Source organism: Nocardia sp. NPDC050412 (assembly GCF_044458825.1).
Classification (GTDB): domain Bacteria; phylum Actinomycetota; class Actinomycetes; order Mycobacteriales; family Mycobacteriaceae; genus Nocardia.
In genome coordinates, this window is record NZ_JBITIJ010000023.1 from 92,447 (window position 1) to 115,087 (window position 22,641).

Consider the following 22,641-nt stretch of genomic DNA (forward strand, 5'->3'; position numbering starts at 1 on the left):
TGAGCAAATACGATCTGGAGTTCCACCGATGGCCGACAACGACGAGCTACGCCAGTATCTGAAGAAGACCGCGAAGGAGCTCTACCAGACCAAACAGCAACTGCGCGCGCTCACCGACCGGTCGCGGGAACCGATCGCGATCGTCGGTATGGCTTGCCGGTATCCCGGTGGCGTGCGCTCCGCTGAAGACCTGTGGCGGATGACGGCGGACGGTGTGGACGCCATCGGGGACTACCCGGCCGATCGAGGCTGGGACCTGGAACGGCTGTTCAACCCGGATCCCGATGTGCCGAACGGCATTTACACCCGTGACGGTGGGTTCCTCGACGCCATCGGCGAGTTCGACGCGGCCTTCTTCGGGATCGGCCCGCGTGAGGCCGCGGCGATGGATCCGCAGCAGCGCCTGATGTTGGAGGTGTCCTGGGAAGCGTTGGAGGATGCGGGAATCGATCCGGTGTCGTTGCGCGGCAGCGACACCGGCGTCTTCGCCGGAGTCATCCATCAGAACTACGGTCCCCGCATCGGCTCGCCGAATATCACCGCTGAGACCGAAGGCCATGCCTACCTGGGTGTTTCGAACGCTGTGCTGTCCGGGCGGATCGCGTATACGTTCGGGCTCAAAGGTCCGGCGATATCGGTCGACACCGCCTGCTCGTCGTCGCTGGTGGCATTGCATCTGGCGTGCCAGGCCCTGCGGCAGGGCGATACGTCGCTGGCGTTGGCGGGTGGGGTGACCGTCATGTCGGATCCAGCCTTGCTGATCGCATTCGCGCGTCAGCGTGCGTTGTCGCCCGATGCGCGCTGTAAGGCCTTCGCGGCGGCTGCTGATGGAACCGGATTCTCAGAGGGGCTCGGAGTAGTTGTGCTGGAGCGTCTTTCGGACGCCCAGCGGCTCGGTCACACCGTGCTTGCGGTGGTGCGTGGGAGTGCTGTCAATCAGGATGGTGCGAGCAACGGCCTGACCGCGCCGAACGGTCCGTCGCAGGAACAAGTGATCGCGTCCGCCTTGGCGAATTCCGGCCTGACCCCGTCGGATATCGACGCGGTAGAGGCGCACGGCACCGGCACGATGCTCGGGGATCCGATCGAGGCTCGGGCACTGATCAGCGCGTATGGCACGCGGCGCGAGAGCGCGCCGTTGCGTTTGGGGTCGTTGAAGTCGAATATCGGTCACACCTCGGCTGCCGCGGGGGTGGGCGGCGTGATCAAAATGGTTCAGGCCATGCGGCACGGCGTGCTGCCGAAGACGTTGCACGTGGATGCGCCGACACCGCATGTGGATTGGTCCGCGGGCACGGTGCGGCTGCTGCGGGACAATGAGCCGTGGCCGGTGGGGGATCGGATCCGGCGAGCCGGGGTCTCGTCGTTCGGAGCCAGCGGCACCAATGCCCACCTCATCCTCGAGGAAGCGCCCGCGCCTTCGGTTACCGTGGCGTCGGCGGCCGAATCCGAGCCCGAACCGGCCACGAAATCCGTTGTGGCCGAGGTCGTTCCGCTGTTGATATCAGCCAAGTCCGACGAAGCCCTCCGTGCCCAGGCGGATCGACTGCGGCAGCGGTTGATCGACGATCCCGACGTCGATATGCGGGATATGGCGTATTCCCTGGCGACCTCGCGGGCACAGCTGGACCGTCGCGGTGCGGTCGTGGGACGTGACCGGGACGAACTGCTCGCCGGTCTGGCCGATCTGGCCGCGGGTGCGCACGGCACGATCGAAGGGGATGCCGGTTCCGATAGGACGGCGTTCCTGTTCACGGGGCAGGGTGCGCAGCGGGTTGGTATGGGCGCGGGCCTGTATCAGGCGTTCCCGGTGTTCGCGGAGGCGTTGGACGACGTCTGTGCGCAGTTCGATCCGCTGTTGGGTCGTTCGCTGAAAGAGCTGATGTTCGCCGACGCCGAGGGGGTGTTGGATCGGACCGAATGCACCCAACCAGCGTTGTTCGCGTTCGAGGTGGCGTTGTTCCGGCTGATCGAATCATTCGGTGTCACACCGGATGCGCTGATCGGGCATTCGATCGGTGAGTTGGCGGCGGCGTATGTGGCAGGGGTGTGGTCGATTTCGGACGCCTGCACGCTGGTGGCGGCGCGCGGCCGGTTGATGGGTGCCCTGCCGGTGGGCGGCGCGATGCTCGCGGTGGCGATCGGCGAGGGACGAGCTGTCGATATCGTCGCCTATTTCGCCGACCGGGTGTCGATCGCGGCGGTCAACGGTCCGTCGTCGACGGTGTTGTCCGGGGACGTCGATGCCATCGGTGAGATCGAGCGGCTGCTGTCCGCCGAGGGTGTGAAGACGAATCGGTTGCGGGTGAGTCATGCGTTCCACTCGGCGCGGATGGAACCGATGTTGGCCGAGTTCCGTTCGGTCGCCGCAGGATTGACGTATCGCGAGCCGTCGCTGCCGATCGTTTCGAATGTTTCGGCGGTCGTGGTCGCTGCGGAGCTGACCGATCCTGAGTACTGGGTCGAGCAGGTGCGGGGGTGTGTCCGGTTCGCGCCGGGGATCGATGTCCTGGTCGAGGCAGGTGTGCGGCGGTTCGTGGAGATCGGACCGGATGCGGTGCTGGCGGCAATGACGCGTGGCTGTCTGGCCGAGCACCCGGAGGTCGAGTCGGTGTCGTCGGTGGCGGCGGCTGCTCGGCGGTCGGTCGATGAGGTTGAGCAGTTCGTCACTGCCATGGCGCAGGTTCATGTCGCGGGTGCGCGAGTGGACTGGCGTGCGTTGTTCGCCGGGCGTGTGGCGCATCGGATTCCGTTGCCCACCTATGCCTTCCAGCGTCGCCGTTTCTGGTTGTCGGGCGCCCTCGACGCATCGCCGTCGTCGACGGATCATCCGATCCTGACCGGTGTGGTCGGGTTGGCCGGTACCGACGAATGGTTGTTGACCGGCCGGTTCTCGCTGCGTACTCACCCGTGGATCGCCGATCACATGACCTACGGCGTGGTGGTCGTGCCGAGCGCGACGTTCATCGAGTTCCTCCTCGTCGCGGGTCGCCGGATCGGTTGCGGGGTGGTCGAGGAGCTCACCTTGCAGGCGCCGATTCTGCCGACGGCGGGTGACGAGGTCGAGTTGCAGGTGCTGGTGCAGGCGGCGGACGACTCCGGGCGGCGTCCGTTCGAGTTCTATTTCCGCAAGTCTTCCGATGCCGAATGGATCCACAACGCCACCGGTGTGCTCGGTGCTCGGTGGGATGGTGATTCGGCGCTGGTGTCGCGGCTACGGGAGGAGCAGTGGCCGCCGGTCGACGCCGAGGCTGTGGACAGTGCGGGGCTGCCGGAGCGGATCGCGAAGCTCGCCGGGCTCGAGTACGGTCCGGCGTTCGTCGGCGTGCGCGCCGCGTGGCGACGCGACGACACGGTCTTCTCCGAGATCGTGCTGGACACCGATGCGGCGCCGGAGCCGGGACGGCACGACCTGCATCCCGCCCTGCTGGATATGGTCATGCACGCGGGGTTCGCCGGGTTGCTGTGGCGCGATGGGGATTCCGATCCCGATACCGGCAGGCTGCTTTTCCGGTGGGGCGGTGCACGTTTCCACGAGTCGACAACGGATGAGGTGACCTCGCTTCGGGTCATCGCGGTCGCGACCGGACCCGAGACCGTGTCGGTCGCGGCGGTCGATCCGGACGGTACTGCGATCGTGTCGGTCGACGCGGTGGTGATGCGTCCCTATGACGTGCAGGAATTCCGGAGCAGTCTCGTCGGTGACGAGGCGGGCCTGTACCAGGTGCGCTGGGAGCCCACCGCGGAATCGGTCGCGGCAGTCGACCGATCCGCACCGGCCATGGCGGTGCTCGGGGACACGACGGTGGCGGGGATAGGCCCGAAATACGTGTCGGTCGCCGATGTCGTTGCGGCCGAGGATATTCCCGGTGTTGTGGTGTGGCGGGCGAGCGCGCCTTTCAGGGAAGGTCCGGGATCGGTGCGGGCAAGCGTGCACGGCGCGTTGGCGACGGTGCGGTCCTTGCTCGCCGAGGAACGTCTGTCCGATGTCCGGCTGGTCGTTGTGACGACAGGTGCCGTCGGGTTGCCCGAGGAGGCTCCGGATCCGGCCGCGGCGGCGGTCTGGGGATTGGTGCGCAGTGCGCAGTCCGAGCATCCCGGACGGTTCGTCCTCGTCGACGAGGATCCGGCGCGGCCGCTCGATGCGGACCGCATCGGCGCGGTACTGCGGTCGGGCGAGCCGCAGACCGCGGTCCGAGGTGAAGAGATTCTGGTTCCTCGGATGGTGCGCGCGTCCGCTTCCGTGGACCCGGGGGCGCGGTCGTCGTTCGGGGATGGGACGGTGCTGATCACCGGCGGTACGGGTGGACTCGGTGCGTTGTTCGCCCGTCATCTCGTTGCTGAGCACGGTGTGCGCGGTCTGGTATTGACGTCACGTCGAGGATCCGACGCGCCCGGTGCCGCCGAGCTGGCCGCCGAATTGACGCGGGCGGGCGCCGAGGTTCGGGTCGTCGCGTGCGATGTCGCCGATCGCGACGCGGTGCGGAACCTGCTGGATTCGATTGCCGGACTGACCGCTGTCGTGCACACCGCGGGAATTCTGGACGACGGCACCGTCGAGTCGCTGACCGCTGATCAGGTGGACCGGGTGCTGGCACCGAAGGTCGACGGCGCATGGCATCTGGACGAGCTGACTCGTGGTTTGAATCTGTCCGCGTTCGTGGTGTTCTCGTCGATCGCGACGGTGCTCGGGTCATCGGGGCAGGGCAACTACGCCGCGGCGAACGGTTTCCTGGACGCGCTGGCGCAGCGGCGGCGGGCTGCGGGGTTGGCCGCTACGTCGCTGGCGTGGGGGCCGTGGAACCAGGGCAGCGGTATGACCGGTGGCTTGGACCGCGCCGCCCTGGCGCGGTGGGATCGCCTGGGACTGAGCCCGCTCGAAAGTGCGGAAGGGACGCGCCTTTTCGACGAAGCGCTCGCTCACTCGGATGCGCGTCCGGCTCCGATCCGCTTCGACGCGAGTGTCTTGCGTCGCGAGTCCGATGTCGACGCGGTTCCGGCGGTGCTGCGTGGATTCGTGCGGCGTTCGACGCGCCTGACGCAACAGGCGGCGGTCGCCGCGGCGGCAGGCTCGCTGGCCGCCCGGTTGGCGGGTGTGCCACAAGCGCGGCGTGGCGAGGTGGTGTTGGAGGTCGTGCTCACAGCGGCGGCGGCAGTGCTTGGGCATGATTCGGCCGCCGACATCCGACCCGACCAGCGCTTCGACGAGATCGGTTTCGATTCGCTGGGTGGCGTGGAATTCCGGAACCGGCTCGGCAAGGCCACCGGCCTGCAGTTGCCGTCGACGCTGGTGTTCGATTATCCGACGCCGGCGGCGGTGGCGAAGCTGGTGCAGTCCCGCGTCGAGCCGACAGTGGGCGAACCCGTCAAGAATGTTGTCCGCCGGGTCCGGGCGGACGAGCCGATCGCGATCGTCGGCATGGCCTGCCAGTTCCCCGGCGGCGTCGAATCACCGAAGCAGCTATGGGATCTCGTTGCCTCCGGAACCGACGCGACCGGCGATTTCCCGTCGGATCGGGGCTGGGATCTGGAGCGGCTGTTCGATTCGAATCCGGACAAGCCCGGTACTGTTTACACCCGGCGCGGCGGATTCCTTTACAGCGCAGGCGATTTCGACGCAGGATTCTTTGGGATCGGTCCCAAGGAAGCCTCCGCGATGGACCCGCAGCAACGTCTGCTGCTGGAGGTGTCCTGGGAAGCTCTGGAAGACGCGGGCATCGATCCGGTGTCGTTGCGGGGCAGCGACACCGGCGTGTATGTCGGCGCGGGCTACTCGGGCTACGTCGATCGGGTGGCCGGTGACCTGGAGGGCTACCGGCTCACCGGCACCACGAGCAGCGTGATGTCCGGACGGGTGGCCTACGTCCTCGGTCTCGAAGGCCCGGCGGTCACCGTGGACACCGCATGCTCGTCGTCGCTGGTCTCGCTGCATCTGGCCTGCCAAGCGCTGCGTCAAGGGGAGAGCTCGCTGGCGCTGGCGAGCGGTGTGACGGTCGCGGCCAGTCCTTACCTCTACGTCGATTTCGCTCGGCAGCGCGGTCTCTCGCCCGATGGCCGTTGCAAGGCCTTCTCGGCCGATGCCGACGGCGTCGCCTTCTCCGAGGGAGTCGGTGTGCTGGTGCTGGAGCGGCTCTCCGACGCAAAGCGCCTGGGGCACAACGTCCTCGCCCTCGTGCGTGGAACGGCGGTGAACCAGGACGGCGCGAGCAATGGTTTGACCGCGCCGAATGGTCCGTCACAGGAGCGGGTGATCGCGGCGGCGCTGGCGAATGCCGGGCTCGAGCCAGCGGACATCGACGCGGTGGAGGCGCACGGCACCGGCACGACGTTGGGTGATCCGATCGAAGCCCAGGCGCTGATCGCTGCGTATGGGCAGGACCGTGCGGGACAACCGCTGCGGATCGGATCGATCAAGTCGAATATCGGCCATACCGTCGCCGCGGCAGGTGTCGGTGGCGTGATCAAGATGGTGCAGGCGCTGCGACACGAAACCCTGCCGAAGACACTGCATGCGGACGAGCCGAGCCCACACGTGGACTGGTCCGCGGGCGATGTCCAGCTGTTGACCGAGGCCCAGCCGTGGCCTGCCGGTGGACGAGTCCGGCGAGCGGGCGTGTCGTCGTTCGGTGTCAGCGGCACCAACGCGCACGCGATCCTCGAGGAAGCGCCGGTCCCACAGTCGGTCGGCTCGCCACCGGCCGCCGACCGTCCACGCACGATGGTGCCGTGGCTGGTGTCGGCCAAGAATGAGACCGCGCTGCGAGGACAGGCGGCGAGACTCCGACAGTGGCTCATCGATAACCCGGACGCCGATCCGGCGGATGTGGCGTATTCGCTCGTGACGACACGGGCGCAGCACGAGTCGCGGGCGGCGGTCCTGGGCGGTGATCGCGACGAACTGCTGGCGCGGCTGGCGCGTCTGATCGCCGGAACCTTCTCGGCCGGAGTGGTGTCCGGCACGGTGGGCTCCGGGAAGACCGCCTTCCTGTTCACCGGTCAGGGCGCGCAGCGGATCGGTATGGGCGCGGGTCTCGCCGAGGCCTTCCCGGTATTCGCCGCGGCACTGGACGAGGTGTGCGCCCAGTTCGATCCGCGACTCGGATGTTCCCTGAAGCAGGCGATGTTCACCGGTCACCTGATCGACGATCATGGGGTCGCCGCCGAAACCGGGATGCTGGATCGCACACGATTGACCCAGCCCGCACTGTTCGCGTTCGAGGTGGCGCTGTATCGGCTGTTGGAGTCGTTCGGAGTTGTTCCGGATGTGGTGATCGGGCACTCGATCGGTGAACTGGCCGCGGCGTATGTGGCCGGTGTGTGGTCACTGGAGGACGCATGCGCGCTGGTCGCGGCGCGAGGGCGGCTGATGGATGCGCTGCCGGCAGGCGGCGCGATGCTCGCGGTCGCCGCGTCCGAGGCCGACGTTCGCGCGGTGATCGCCGGATTCGGTGATCGGGTGTCGGTGGCGGCGGTGAATGCGCCTGCGGCCGTGGCGATCTCGGGTGACGATGACGCCGTCGACCAGATCGATCGGCAGTTCGCCGAACGGGGTCGCAAGACGAGCCGGTTGCGGGTGTCGCATGCGTTCCATTCCCATCGGATGGAGCCGATGCTGGCCGAGTTCGAGACCCTCGTTGCGGCAGTGACCTGCAACGCCCCCCGGATTCCATTGGTGTCCAACATTTCTGGCCGGATCGCCGACGACGAGATCCTGGATCCGAAGTACTGGGCGGCGCAGGTGCGCGCCGCGGTGCGTTTCGCGCCCGGCGTCGAGACGCTGGTGGCCTCGGGCGTGCGCCGTTTCCTCGAAGTCGGACCCGACGCGGTGCTCGCGGCGATGACGCGGCAGACGCTTGCCGAGGACGTCGAGGCTCGATCTGTGGTGGCCGCGGCGACCCGCCGGGATCACGACGAGGTAGAGCAGTTCCTCACGATGCTCGGCCAGGCGCATACCGCAGGGGTTGCCGTCGACTGGGACGGGTTGTTCAGCACCCTCCAGGTATCCCGAATCGCCTTGCCCACCTATGCCTTCGAACATCGGCGGTACTGGCTCGAACCCGGCCGCGGGGAGGCCAGGAATGCGTCGGAACATTCGCTGCTCACCGATGTGGTTCGGGTGGCCGACCGTGACGAGTGGCTGTTTTCGGGACGGCTCTCGCTGCGCACCCATCCATGGATCGCCGACCACACCACCTACGGTGTGGTGCTCGTCCCGAGCGCCGCGCTCATGGAGATGCTGTTGGTCGCGGGCAGGCGAATCGGTTGCGACGCCGTCGAAGAGCTCACCCTCGAGTCGCCGATCCTCCCGCCGCCAGACGGCGATGTCGAACTCCAGGTACTGGTGCGGGAACCGGATCCCACGGGACGTCGATCGTTCACATTCCACTACCGCCTGACCGACACCGCCGACGGTGAGTGGACGCGCAATGCCAGCGGCGTGATGAGCGGTCAACAGCTGCTCGACATCGGACTCGTGGACATGCTGCGCAACGGGCCGTGGCCGCCGATCGATGCCGAACCGGTGGACGCCGACTGGATTCCGGCCCAGGTGGCGCGTGTCGCCGGACTGGAATACGGTGCCTCGTTCATCGGCATCGACGCCGCATGGCGCAGTGGCGACACGATGTTCTCCCAGGTCACGCTGAATGAGGAAGTCTCGGCCGAACGGTTCCAGCTGCATCCGGCGCTGTTCGATATGGCACTGCATGCCGGACTCGTCGGTTTGATCTGGTCTGACGACAAGGGCAATCCCGCCGAGGGCAAACTCTTGTTCCGCTGGGGCGCGACGCAATTCCACACCACGTCCAAGGTCACGACATTGCGGGTGATGGCTATCCAGCGCAGCGGTGAGGCGATCACCGTCGTGGCGGTCGACCAGGACGGAAACCCGGTGGTTTCCGTCGATGAAGTGGTCATGCGCTCCTACGACGTCCAGCAGTTCCGGGCCACGCTGTCGGGTGGACGTGCGGCCCGGTATGCGTTGCGCTGGGCAGCGGTCGAGACGCCTGACGGAATCATCCGGCGCGGCAGCACAGCCGTGCTCGGAACCACGCAGGTGCCCGGCATCGCTGAGCGGTACCTGGATCTGGCGGCGCTCGCTGCGGCTCCGACCGTCCCGGATGTCGTTGTCTGGTCCGAATTCACTGCACCGCACGGTGATTCGCGCTCGTCCGTGAGTGATCGAGTGAAGGTTGCCCTGCGCATGGTGAACGGCTGGCTGGCCGACGAGCGATTCGCACGGTCGCAGCTGGTTGTGGTGACCGGACGGGCGGCGGCGTTGCCCGATGAGACGCCCGATACCGCATCGGCTGCGGTATCGGGGCTGATACGTAGCGCGCAAACCGAATATCCGGAGCGGATCGTACTGCTCGACGCGGACGAATCCGTTGGTGCGCGGCATATTTCGACCGACTTCATCCGAGCCGCGATCACGACCGGAGAACCGCAGCTGGCCCTGCGGGGCGACCTGGTCCTGGCACCACGGCTGGAGGCGGTGACATCCGCTGCGGCCGAGCCGGTTTCGTTCGGGACCGGGACCGTGCTGATCACCGGTGGAACCGGAGGATTGGGTGCGCTGCTGTCCAGGCACCTGGTCACCGCGCACGGCGTGCGACGGCTACTGCTGGTATCTCGCCGTGGCGAGCGTGCCGACGGCGCAACGGAACTCGCGGCGGAGCTGTCCGGACTCGGTGCCCAGGTGCGGATCGCCGCCTGCGATGTCACCGACCGCGACGCGCTTCGAGATCTGCTGTCGGGCCTGCCCGCGCAATTCCCGCTCACCGGTGTCGTACACACCGCGGGCGTGCTCGACGACGCCACGTTCCACACCCTCTCCGATGATCAGGTCGATCGGGTGTTCGCTCCCAAGGCCGATGCGGCGTGGCATCTGCACGAGCTCACCCGGGACATGAATCTGTCGGCGTTCGTGATGTTCTCCTCGATCGCCGGAATGATCGGTTCGGCCGGTCAAGCGAATTACGCTGCCGCGAACAGCTTCCTGGACGCCCTCGCGGTGCGACGCCGCGCCGAAGGACTACCGGCCCTCGCACTCGCCTGGGGTCCGTGGCAGCAGGACATCGGCATGACCGGCGCTCTGGATCACACCGCCATGGGCCGATTGGAGCGATTCGGGCTTGCCCCGCTGAACCGCACCGACGGCCTGCGGTTGTTCGACGAATCGCTGACCACGGCGGAACCGGTGTCGGCGCTGATGCACCTGGATACCGACAAACTGCGCTTGGAAGCGCATACCGGTGCGGTCCCGGCGGCGCTGCGCGGGTTCGTTCGCGCACGCGGCCGGGCGGCCACGACATCGAGTGATGGACCGTCGCTCGGGGAGCGTCTGCACGGTGTGGCGGAGGCGAAGCGACGCGGGGTCGTCCTGGACCTGGTGCGCGAACACGTGGCGACGGTGCTGGGTTACGGGTCGGTCGACGACATCGGACCCGATCGCGGCTTCGACGAACTCGGCTTCGATTCCCTCGGCGGGGTCGAGTTCCGCAACCGGCTTTCCAAGGCTACGGGGCTCTCGCTGCCCTCGACCCTGGTGTTCGACTACCCCACCGCGGGAGATATCGCCGACTACTTGCTGGCGCAGACCGTGGTGACGGCACCCGCGCAACCGACATCGACGGTGCCCGACGACATCGCGCGCCTCGAGGCGATGCTCGAGCGGATTATCGCGGGCGGCAGCGACGACGAGACCGTCGCCGGATTGCGGGGCGTCAACGAGCGCCTGCGCGACTATCTGACCGGCAAGTCGCCGGAAGGCGACTACGACGACCTCGAATTGCATTCCGATAGTGAGCTTTTCGACCTGATCGACGAGGAGTTTGGTCCAGCATGAGCAACCCCGGCACCAGCAACGAGGAACGTCTCAGCCGGTATCTGCGCAAGCTCACCGGAGACCTCCGAACCGCCAAGAAGCACATCCAGCACCTGGAAGACCGTGCCAGCGAACCGATCGCGATCGTGGGCATGAGCTGTCGGTACCCGGGCGGCGTCGAGACTCCGGCGCAGCTGTGGGAGTTGGTGGCCTCCAGCACCGACGCCATCGGTCCTTTTCCGGCCGGCCGCGGCTGGGACCTCGAGCGTCTGTTCGACACCGATCCCGATCGGCCGGGGACCATCTACACCCGGGAAGGCGGATTCCTGGACTCGGCAGGCGATTTCGATCCGGGATTCTTCGGAATAGCTCCGCGCGAGGCCGCGGCGATGGATCCGCAGCAGCGCCTTTTTCTGGAAGCGGCATGGGAGGCATTGGAGGATGCCGGTATCGATCCGACGTCGCTGCGCGGAGGTGACACCGGTGTGTTCGCGGGCGTGATCCACCAGGACTACGGCCCGCGCGTGGGTTCGCCGGGTCTGACAGCCGAGGCGGAAGGCCATGCCTACGCGGGTGTTTCGGCCAGCGTCCTATCCGGGCGCGTCGCCTTCACCTTCGGTTTCAAAGGTCCGACGCTCTCGGTGGACACCGCGTGCTCCTCGTCGTTGGTCGCACTGCACCTCGCCTGTCAGGCACTGCGTCAGGGGGAGACCTCGCTCGCCCTGGTCGGTGGCGTCACGGTGATGTCCGACGCCAGTCTGCTGATCGCTTTCGGTCGGCAGCGTGCGCTGTCCCCGGACGCACGGTGTAAAGCCTTCGCGGCGGCGGCGAACGGGACCGGATTCTCCGAGGGCCTCGGCATGATCGCGGTCGAGCGGTTGTCGGACGCGCGCAGTAAGGGCCATCAGGTCCTCGCGGTCATCCGCGGCAGCGCGGTCAACCAGGACGGGGCCAGCAACCGGCTGACCGCACCGAACGGTCCTTCGCAGGAAAAGGTGATCGCGCAGGCCCTCGCCGCTGCCGGTCTGACGCCCGCCGACATCGACGCGGTCGAAGCGCACGGCACCGGCACCAGCCTCGGTGACCCGATCGAGGCGCAGGCGCTGATCGCCGCCTACGGTCGCGATCGCGCTGGAGATCCGTTGCGGATCGGCTCGCTCAAGTCGAATATCGGGCACACCTCCGCCGCCGCCGGTATCGGCGGTGTGATCAAGATGGTGCAGGCGCTGCGACACGAAACGTTGCCCGCGACGCTGCATGTCGATGCCCCGACCCCACACGTCGACTGGTCGGCGGGAGCGGTGCGGCTGCTCACCGAGGCAGAACCGTGGCCCGCGGGCGAGCGGGTGCGTCGCGCCGGTGTGTCCTCCTTCGGAGCCAGCGGTACCAACGCCCACGTGATTCTGGAAGAGGCCCCCGCGCCGGAGCAGGTCTCGGTCGAACCGGCGGACGATGCCACCGATCGTGGTGCGAAGACAGTGGCTTCCGGTGTCTGCCCATGGTTCGTATCGGCGAAAACCGAAGAGGGCCTGCGTGCGCAGGCAGCCAAACTGCTGGACTGGGCGACCGAACACCCCGACCTGACGGTCGACGACATCGGCTATTCACTGTTGACGACCCGTGCCCGGTTGGAATGGCGCGGCTCGGTAGTGGGCGGCGAACGGGACACAATACTCGCCGGACTGGCAGCGCTCGCGGAACACGGATCGGCGTGCACCGCCAGCGGCGTCACCACCGGGAGGGCGGTGACACGCAAGACAGCCTTCTTGTGCACCGGGCAGGGCGCACAGCGGGTCGGGATGGGACGTGAACTGTACGAGGCGTTCCCGGTGTTCGCTGCCGCGTTGGACGAGGTGTGCGAGCAGTTCGATCCACTGCTCGGCGGGTCGTTGAAGCTGTTGATGTTCACCGGTCGGCCCGCCGGTGGCAGCCCCGACAGTGCTGATGCCGGTGTGCTGGATCGGACGGAGTTCACCCAGCCCGCGCTTTTCGCGTACGAAGTCGCGCTGTACCGACTCCTGGACTCGTTCGGTGTGACACCCGATGTCCTGGTCGGACATTCGATCGGTGAGCTGGCCGCCGCGTACATCGCCGGAGTGTGGTCGCTAGCGGATGCGTGCCGTTTGGTCGCGGCGCGTGGTCGCCTCATGGGGCAGCTGCCCGAAGGCGGCGCGATGCTGGCTGTCGCGGCGAGCGAGCACGAGGTATCCGAGGTGCTGGTCGACGATCGAGTATCCATTGCCGCGGTGAATTCGCCGGCAGCCGTGGTGGTTTCCGGTGATGAGGAAGCGGTCGATGCGCTCGATCAGCGGTTTGCCGACCGCGGGCGCAGGACCTCGTGGCTGCGGGTGTCGCATGCGTTCCATTCCCATCGGATGGAGCCGATGCTGGCCGAATTCGAGTCTGTCGCAAGGAATGTGACTTACCACCGCCCGCAGATTCCCCTGGTCTCGAACCTGTCCGGCCGGATCACCGGAGATGAAGTGCTCGAACCCTCCTACTGGGTCCAGCAGGTGCGGGAGGCGGTTCAATTCGCCAGGGGCATAGACACTCTGGTGGCCTCGGGCGTGCGCCGCTTCCTGGAAGTCGGTCCGGACGCGGCACTGACCGCAATGACCCGCCAGTGCCTGCCGGAAGAAATCGAATCGCAGGTTTCCGTAATCGCGTCCGCACGCCGCGGCCGCGCGGAGATCGAGCAGTTCGTGAACTGCCTGACGCACGCGCACACGGTCGGGGTCGACGTCGACTGGAGCGCGTTCTTCACCGCCCGCCCGGTCTCGCGAGTGTCCTTGCCCACCTATGCTTTCCAGCGCCGTCGCTACTGGCTCCAGCCCTCGCATGGCACCGCCGGAATCGAATCCGCGGGATTGGCTGTGGTGGAACACCCCCTGCTGGATGCGGTCGTGCCGATGGTCGATGGTGGCGTCGTCCTGACCGGGCACCTGTCACCGCTGTCGCAGCCGTGGTTGGCCGACCACGTCATCGGCGGGGTCATATTGCTGCCGGGGACGGGGTTCGTGGAGTTGGCGCTGCGTGCCGGGGCCGAAGCCGGGTGCCCGGCGATCGAGGAATTGACACTGCGAGCGCCGCTGGTGCTGTCCGCGTCCGGCGGCGTGCGGATCCAGGTCGTCGTCGGCGCACCCGACGTCGAGTCGCCGCGGCGGCCGATATCGGTGTACTCCCGTGGCGAGCACGACCCTGACGGGCCGTGGGAACTGCACGCGCACGGCGTGCTGACCACCGGAATCGACACCATCGCACCCGAACCCGTGGCGTGGCCGCCCGCCGCAGCCACCGGTGTCGATGTCGCGTACTCGAAGTTCTTGACGCGGGATTACGGACTGGGACCTGCCTTTCAGGGTGTGCGGGGATTGTGGCGGCGTGGCGACGAGGTTTTCGCCGAGATCGCCGTCGATGCCGACACCGGGGTGCGGGCCGAGGGATTCGGCATCCATCCGGCACTGCTGGACGCGACGCTCCAGGCGGGACTGCTGGCCGATGTGCTCGAGATCGGCGCGGGGCAGGTGATGTTGCCGTTCTCATGGGAGTCGGTGTCGCTGTACGCGACCGAGGCATCGGTATTGCGCGCGCATGTGACGGCGGCCGGTTCGTCGGTATCGGTAAGGGTGACCGACGAACTGGGCCTGCCGGTGTTGTCCGGGTCGGTCACGATGCGGCCGATGCCACTGGAACAGCTCGCCGCCGCGGGTGCGAGCCGCGGGACCGATCCGGTGCTCGAGGTGGTGTGGTCGCCGACCGCACCGGAGTCGGATCCGGAATCACCGGCACTGCCCGTGGTGGTGGTCGAGGCGGGGTCCGGGTGGAACGGCACGACGGGCACTGATGTGGTGGCCGGTACGGATACCGAGGTCACACGGATTCTCGAGCTGGTGCAGGAGTGGCTGGCGCGGGATAGGTTCGCGACGAACACATTGCTGATCGCCACGCGCGGCGCGGTGGCGCTGCCCGGTGAACACCTCACTGATCTCGCCGGTGCCGCGGTATGGGGTCTGGTGCGTGCCGCGCAGGCGGAGGGTTCGGGTCGGATGATCCTGGTGGACGCGGACATTCGCGTCGACGAGCGACTCGCGGCCGCCATCGCGGCGGTGGGCGAACCCCAGGTGGTCGTGCGCGCCGGTGTCTTCCACACCGCTCGACTCACCCGGCCCGCGACCGCGTCCCCGGAGCGCGGTGCTGCAGCCGCGTTCGGTACCGGGACGGTGCTGATCACCGGCGCCACAGGCGGTTTGGGTGCGGTCGTGGCTCGGCATGTGGTGGTCGAGCATGGGGTGCGGTCGTTGTTGCTGGTGAGTCGCAGCGGCCCGCGCGCCGAAGGTGTGGCGGCGCTGAGCGCCGAACTCGAGCAGCTCGGCGCGCAGGTGCGGGTAGTGGCCTGCGATGTCACCGATGCCGACGCGGTGGCCGGATTGCTGGACGAGGTGCCCGCGCAGTGGCCGTTGACGGCGGTGATCCATGCGGCGGGTGTGCTCGACGATGGCGTTATCGCCTCGCTGACCGCGCAGCGGGTGGCGGCGGTGCTCGCGCCGAAGGTCGCCGCCGCCTGGTATCTGCACGAAGCGACGGCGGATCTGGATTTGGCCGCGTTCGTGTTGTTTTCGTCGGTGTCGGGCACGGTCGGTGGTCCGGGTCAGGGCAACTACGCGGCCGCGAATACGTTTCTCGACGGACTGGTCGCGTACCGGCGGGCGCGAGGGCTGACAGGTCAGTCGCTGGCGTGGGGGCCGTGGGCCCGGTCGAGCGGTATGGCCGGGCATCTGGGTGCGGCCGATATGGCGCGGATGAATCGTGGCGGGTTCCAGGCGATCTCGGATGAATCGGCATTGTCGGCCTGGGACGCGGTGCTCGCACGGGACGCCGCGCACGCGGTGATCGCCGCGGTGGATACCGCCGCGATCCGCGCGCGAGCCCATGCCGGACTGCTGCCACCGCTGCTACGGGAGCTGGCGCCGGCGACGACTCGCCGCCCTGCGGTCCCGGCGGCGATATCTGGTCTGCGGCAACAGCTCGCGGTTCTGGACGCCGATCGGCGGCCTCAGGTGGTGCTCGATTCGGTGCGCACCCACGTCGCGTCCGTGCTCGGCCACGACGCGGGGTCCGCGATCGGCCCCGATCGCGCCTTCCAAGAGCTGGGGTTCGATTCGCTCAGCGCGGTGGAGCTGCGCAATCGGCTCGAGGCCGCCACCGGCCTTTCCTTATCGGCCGCGGTGGTTTTCGACTACCCGACCCCGGCCGCACTCGCCGACCATCTCCTCGAACAACTCACCGAAGAGCGAGTGGAAACCAAGACCCGCTCGATCGACGCGGTATTCGAGGAATTGGAATCCGCTCTCGCCGGCGGAAATTGGGGCGAATCGGAAAAGGCTCGAATCGTGTCCCATTTGCAGTCCATCACGACGAGCTGGACCGCTCGACTGGACACCGACGGCGCTTTCCGCGAAGACGATATCGAAGACGCTTCCGAAATGGAGCTCTACGCGATTCTGGACAGAGAACTGGATGCCTGAGCAGATGGCCGACGATAAAAAGCACCTGGATTACCTGAAGCGTCTCACCGTTGATCTGCGCCAGGCTCGCAAGCGCCTGCGGGAAGTCGAAGATCAGAGGTTCGAGCCGATCGCGGTCGTGGGTATGGGGTGCCGGTTCCCGGGTGGCGTGGCGTCCCCGGAGGGCTTGTGGCACTTGGTTTCGGAAGGCATCGATGCCATTGGTGAGTTCCCGGCCGACCGCGGCTGGGACGACGGCATCTACGACCCGGACCCGGAAGCCAAGGGCAAGTCGTACACGCGATCGGGCGGATTCCTCTACGACGCGGCCGAATTCGACGCGGGCTTCTTCGGGATAGGCCCGCGTGAGGCGCTGGCGATGGACCCGCAGCAGCGGCTCCTGCTGGAGACATCCTGGGAGGCGCTCGAACGAGCCGGTATCGACCCGTCGACGTTGCGGGGCTCCGACACCGGTGTGTTCGCCGGCGCGTCGCATGGCGAGTACACCGATCTGCTGCGCGAGGGTCCGGTGGATCTGCGCGGCTACCTGCTGACCGGCACGACGGGCAGCGTGCTCTCGGGGCGCGTCGCCTACACGCTGGGTCTGGAAGGCCCGGCGGTATCGGTCGACACGGCGTGTTCGTCGTCGCTGGTCGCGGTCCACCTGGCGGTGCAGTCGTTGCGCTCGGGGGAGTGCGCGATGGCGTTGGCCGGTGGCGTGACGGTCATGGGCTCGCCCGGTATGTTCGTGGAGTTTTCGCGCCAGCGGGGCCTGGCGGTCGACGGACGGTGCAAGTCCTTCGCGGCGTCGGCGGACGGTACGAGCTGGTCCGAAGGCGTGGGAATGCTGGTGCTGGAGCGGCTTTCGGACGCACGGCGACTCGGGCATCGGGTGTCGGCGGTAATCCGGGGATCGGCGATCAACCAGGACGGCGCGTCCAATGGGTTGACCGTGCCGAACGGTCCCGCGCAGCAGCGGGTGATCCGCACGGCGCTGGCCAATGCGCGGCTGACGACCGGTGACGTGGATGTGGTGGAGGCCCACGGCACCGGCACGGTACTGGGTGATCCGATCGAGGCGCAGGCGCTGTTGTCCACCTACGGACAGGACCGGGATCCGGGCCGTCCGCTGTGGCTGGGCTCGCTGAAGTCCAATATCGGCCATTCGGTGGCCGCGGCCGGCGTGGGCGGCATGATCAAGATGATCATGGCCATGCGGCACGGGGTAATGCCCCCGACCCTGCATGTCGACGAGCCCACCCCACGGGTGGACTGGTCGGCCGGAGCGGTCGAACTGCTGACCCGGCAACGGGATTGGCCGCAGGACCCGGAGCGGCCACGCCGTGCTGCGGTGTCCTCCTTCGGTATCGGCGGCACCAACGCGCACGTCATCCTCGAAGACGTATCCGCCGTCGAGCCGGTCGAATTCGAGGATGGCGCGACCTCCGACAGTGCCGGACGCGCTGCCCCGGTGGTGGTGCCGTGGGTGGTGTCGGCGAAGTCGGAGGCCTCGTTGCGGGCGCAGGCCGCGCGATTGCACGAGTTCGTGGCCGCGGATCCCGCCCTGTCGCCGTCCGAGGTGGCGTATTCGCTGGTATCGACTCGCGCGGTATTCGACCACCGGGCCGTGGTCGTGGGCGACGACCGTGCCGAACTGCTGGGCCGACTGAGCACGGTGGCGGCTGGAGCGCCCGGCCCCGGTGTCGTGTCCGGCGATGGGTCGACCGCGCGGCTGGGTGTGATGTTCGCCGGGCAGGGATCGCAGCGGGCGGGCATGGGCCAGCAGCTGTACCGGCGGTTCCCGGTGTACGCCGAGGCGTTCGACCGGATATGCGCGCAGCTGGACCCGCTGCTCGGACTTTCGCTGCGGGAGGCGATCAGCGACGGAACGGAGCTGGAACAGACCCGGCTGACCCAACCTGCGCTGTTCGCCATCGAGGTGGCGTTGTATCGCCTGCTCGAATCATGCGGTGTCACACCGGAAGTCGTCTTCGGGCATTCGATCGGTGAGATCGCCGCCGCGCATGTCGCCGGCGTGCTGAACCTGGCGGATGCCTGCACGCTGGTCGCGGCGCGCGGTCGGTTGATGCAGGAATTGCCCACCGGCGCAGCGATGCTCGCGGTGCAGGCCAGCGAGGAGGAGATCACCGCACTGCTGGACGGGCTCGACGGGGTGGATGTGGCCGCGGTCAACGGCCCGGCGGCCGTGGTGGTCTCCGGTCGCGAGGACGCGGTGGACGACCTCGCCGAGCGGCTGCGAGCGGACGGGCGGCGCGTCAAGCGGCTACGGGTCAGCCATGCGTTCCATTCCTCGTTGATGGAACCGATGTTGGCGCGGTTCACCGAAGTGGTCGAGCGGCTGCGGTTCGATCCGCCTCGGATTCCGGTGATCTCGACGGTGACCGGTGCGGTGGCGGATCCCCAGCTGTGGTGCTCGGCGCAGTACTGGGTCGATCAGGTGCGCCGCCCGGTGCGGTTCGCCGACGCCGCGGCGGCGGCTTGGGCGCGGGGCGTGAACACCTTCGTGGAGGTGGGCCCCGACGGGGTGCTGTCGGCCATGGCGGCCGAATGCCTGCCGGAGGACGCGACCACCGTCGCGGTCTTGCACCCCGAGCGCGGCGAACCCGCCGAGATACTCACCGCGTTGGCGCGGTTGTTCGTGCGGGCGGTGCCGGTGCGCTGGAACGCCGCGGTGTTCGCGGGAGCCGAGGCGGCGGTGGTGGAACTGCCGACGTATGCCTTCGACCGCCAACACTATTGGCTCGAACCTTCGCGCCGAGCCGGTGTCGACAGCGCGAACCGCGACGCGGACTCGGTGTCGGAGTCATTGTTCGGTGTGGAGTGGGTCGCTGGTCCGCATTCGTCGGCGGTGGTCGACCCGAACCGGGTGGCAGTGTCGGGCGATCTCGCGGTACTGATTGCCGACTTGGATGCGGCCGAGGATGCGGTTGTTCCCGAGGTCGTGTTGTTCGAGTGCCCCGAGTTCGATGGTGCGCCGCCGGAGGTGGCGCGACAGGTCGTGACCGGTGTCCTCGACGCGGTCCAAGTGTGGTTGAGCGATGTGCGTTTCGCGGACTCTCGCCTCGTTGTGGTGACGAGAAATGCTGTTTCCGTAGATGTTTCCGAGCCCGTGAACTTGGGGCAGGCCCCGGTGTGGGGTTTGGTGCGTGCCGCGCAGGCCGAGCACCCGGACCGGTTCCAGCTCCTCGACCTGGATCACCACGTCTTGGACCGGGATCTGGTCTCGGTTGCGGCGCTGGCGACGGAACCGGAGGTTGCGCTACGCGGCACGACCCGGCTGGTACCACGGCTCAGTCACCATGCGGTTGGCGAGGCTGTCAGGCTGGAAGAGCCCGGCACCGTGTTGATTACCGGTGGGACCGGTGGTCTCGGTGCGTTGATCGCCCGGCATCTTGTTGTGAATCACGGTGTGGGCCAGCTCGTTTTGACCTCGCGTAGGGGTTTGGACGCTCCGGGCGCGGCGGGGTTGCGCGATGAGCTGTCAGAGCTCGGTGCGCAGGTACGCATCGTTGCTTGCGATGTGTCCGATCGCAATGCGTTGGCGGCGTTGATCGACAGCATTTCGGACGAGCATCCGTTGATCGGTGTCGTGCATGCGGCGGGCACCGCCGACAACGGCCTGATCGAGTCGATGACCGCGGAGCGGGTCGATTATGTCTTCGCTCCGAAGGCCGATGCGGCATGGCATCTGCACACGCTCACCCGTGATCACTCATTGTCGCTGTTCGTCCTGCTGTCCTCGGCCGGTGGTCTGGTGCTAGCGGCCGGTCAGGCGAATTACGCCGCGGCGAACGTCTTCCTGGATGCCTTGGCCGCGTACCGCCGCGGTGCGGGATTGCCCGCGACCGCTGTGGATTTCGGATTGTGGGCGGCCACCAGCGGCCTCGGAGCCATGCTCTCCGAGGTCGATATCGAGCGGATTCGTCGACAGGGTTTCCCGCCGCTGACCGAGGCCGAGGGTCTGGCGCTGTTCGACGCGGCGATCGCCACCGAATCCGCTCAGGTGGTGGCATTGCGGGTCGATCCGGTCGTACTTCGAACCGGGGGCGAGCAGGTTCCGGCACTGGTCCGTGCGATCGCGCCGAGCCCGGCGCGCGATGACGCCGGAACCCCGGCAGTGGGTCGGGCTCTGCTCGATGAGCAGGCAGTGCTCGACCTCGTTCGATCGGTGGCTGCCGAGGTTCTCGGACACGCCGCCGCGGATGCTGTTGAGCCACAACGGACTTTCCAGGAGCTGGGGTTCGACTCCCTCGGCGCGGTCGAGTTCCGCAAGAAGCTCAATGCCGCGACCGGCCTGAAGCTTCCGGCCACGCTCATTTTCGACTACCCGAACCCGCGGGTTGTCGCCGAGTTCATCGGTTCGCAGCTCGCGGGCACGGCGGCTGTCGACGAGGTCGTGGCCAGCCGGGTTCGCGCTGATGATGATCCGATCGCGATCGTCGCGATGAGTTGCCGGTATCCGGGTGGTGTTTCCGCGCCGGAAGACCTGTGGCAGTTGGTCGCGGACGGCATCGACACGAATGGCGAGCTGCCGGTCGACCGTGGCTGGGATATCGAGGGTCTCTACGACCCGGAACCGGGTGCGGCGGGTAAGACCTACGCGCGCACTGGTGGATTCCTTTATTCGGCAGCCGATTTCGATGCCGACTTCTTCGGTATCAGTCCCAATGAGGCCACCATGATGGATCCGCAGCAGCGGTTGCTGCTGGAGACCTCCTGGGAGGCGCTGGAGCGGTCCGGCGTCGATATGGGTTCGCTGCGCGGCAGTTCGACCGGCGTTTTCACCGGCATGTCCTTTCACGACTATCCGGCCAATGCGAATACGGGATCCATTGCGTCCGGACGAGTTTCGTACGTTTTCGGTTTCGAGGGTCCGGCGGTCACGGTCGATACGGCGTGTTCGTCGTCGTTGGTGGCGATGCATTTGGCTGCGCAGTCGCTGCGGTCGGGTGAGTGTGATCTGGCGTTGGCCGGTGGTGTGACGGTGATGGCCACACCGGAGACCTTCGTGGAATTCAGTCGGCAGCGAGGGCTGTCGCCGGATGGCCGGTGCCGGTCCTTCGCCGATGCCGCCGATGGCGTTGGCTGGGCCGAGGGTGTCGGCGTGCTGGTGCTGGAACGGCTTTCCGATGCTCGACGGCATGGACACGAGGTACTGGCGGTCGTCGCCGGTTCCGCCGTGAATCAGGATGGTGCGTCGAATGGTTTGACCGCGCCGAATGGTCCCTCGCAGCGGCGGGTGATCCGCCAAGCCCTCGCCAATGCCGGATTGTCGCCTGCCGAGGTTGACGCGGTGGAGGCCCATGGCACCGGAACGACGTTGGGTGATCCGATCGAGGCGCAGGCGTTGCTGGCGACGTATGGGCAGGATCGGGATGCGGATCGTCCGTTGTGGTTGGGTTCGTTGAAGTCCAATATCGGTCATGCCCAGGCTGCGGCGGGTGTGGGTGGTGTGATCAAGATGGTGATGGCGATGCGCCACGGTGTGCTGCCACGAACGCTGCACGTGGACCAGCCGAGTACCAAAGTCGATTGGACTCGAGGCAATATTCGGTTGTTGACCGAGCCGCAGTCGTGGCCGGAGGTGGGTCGGCCGCGTCGTGCTGGTGTGTCCTCGTTCGGGATCAGCGGCACTAATGCTCACGTAATCCTGGAGCAGGCCCCGGTGACCGGGGTGCCGGTGGCGCAGGAGGCTCGGGTGGCCAACTCGGCGCCGGTAGTCGAGACGGCTCCGCTGAGTGCGGTCTTGCCCTGGGTGGTTTCGGCGCGTAGTGGTGAGGCTCTTGCTGAGCAGGCCGGGCGTTTGGCATCGCATGTCGGCGACCATGACTTGGATCCGATTGATGTCGGTTTCTCGCTCGTGACTTCGAGAGTGTTGTTTGATCATCGGGCCGTGGTGTTGTCGGCTGAGGGTGATGGTCTGCGGGCTGGCGCCCAGGCGTTGGGTCGTGGCGAAACGATGCCGGGTGTGGTGTCTGGTCGTGTGGTGTCGGGTTCGACGGGGTTGGTGTTTTCGGGTCAGGGTGCGCAGTGGGCGGGTATGGCCGCTGAGCTCCATGGTGCGTATCCGGTGTTCGCCGAGGTTTTCGATGTGATTGTTGCTGAGTTGGATCCGTTGCTGGGGCAGTCGGTTTCGCTGGGTGTGGCGTTGGTGTCTGAGGATTTGGTGGATCGGACGGTGTTTGCGCAGGCGGGTTTGTTTGCGTTCGAGGTGGCGTTGTTCCGTCTGCTCGAGTCTTGGGGTGTTGGTGTCGATGTTGTGGCGGGGCATTCGGTTGGTGAGGTTGCTGC

Annotated in this window: 3 protein-coding genes; all 3 read left to right on the forward strand. The window is 67.3% G+C overall.

Going from position 1 to position 22,641, the window contains the following annotated elements:
• The first annotated feature begins 28 nt into the window (after positions 1-28).
• On the forward strand, positions 29-10,846 hold the full coding sequence (locus tag ACIBI6_RS38445) for a type I polyketide synthase (protein WP_396959909.1): 10,818 nt from the start codon (positions 29-31) through the stop codon (positions 10,844-10,846).
• Positions 10,843-16,350, forward strand: coding sequence for a type I polyketide synthase (locus tag ACIBI6_RS38450; protein ID WP_396959911.1), 5,508 nt, complete (start codon positions 10,843-10,845; stop codon positions 16,348-16,350). The genes ACIBI6_RS38445 and ACIBI6_RS38450 overlap by 4 nt, the downstream gene beginning before the upstream one ends.
• Before the next feature lie 34 nt (positions 16,351-16,384).
• Positions 16,385-22,641: type I polyketide synthase (locus tag ACIBI6_RS38455; protein ID WP_396959916.1), on the forward strand; the 6,257-nt coding region annotated here is incomplete at its 3' end.

What these genes read in the sequence shown, in the direction of transcription:
- ACIBI6_RS38445 (WP_396959909.1), top strand. Translation starts at nt 29, where the DNA reads ATGGCCGACAACGACGAGCTACGCCAGTATCTGAAGAAGACCGCGAAG.
- ACIBI6_RS38450 (WP_396959911.1), top strand. Translation starts at nt 10,843, where the DNA reads ATGAGCAACCCCGGCACCAGCAACGAGGAACGTCTCAGCCGGTATCTG.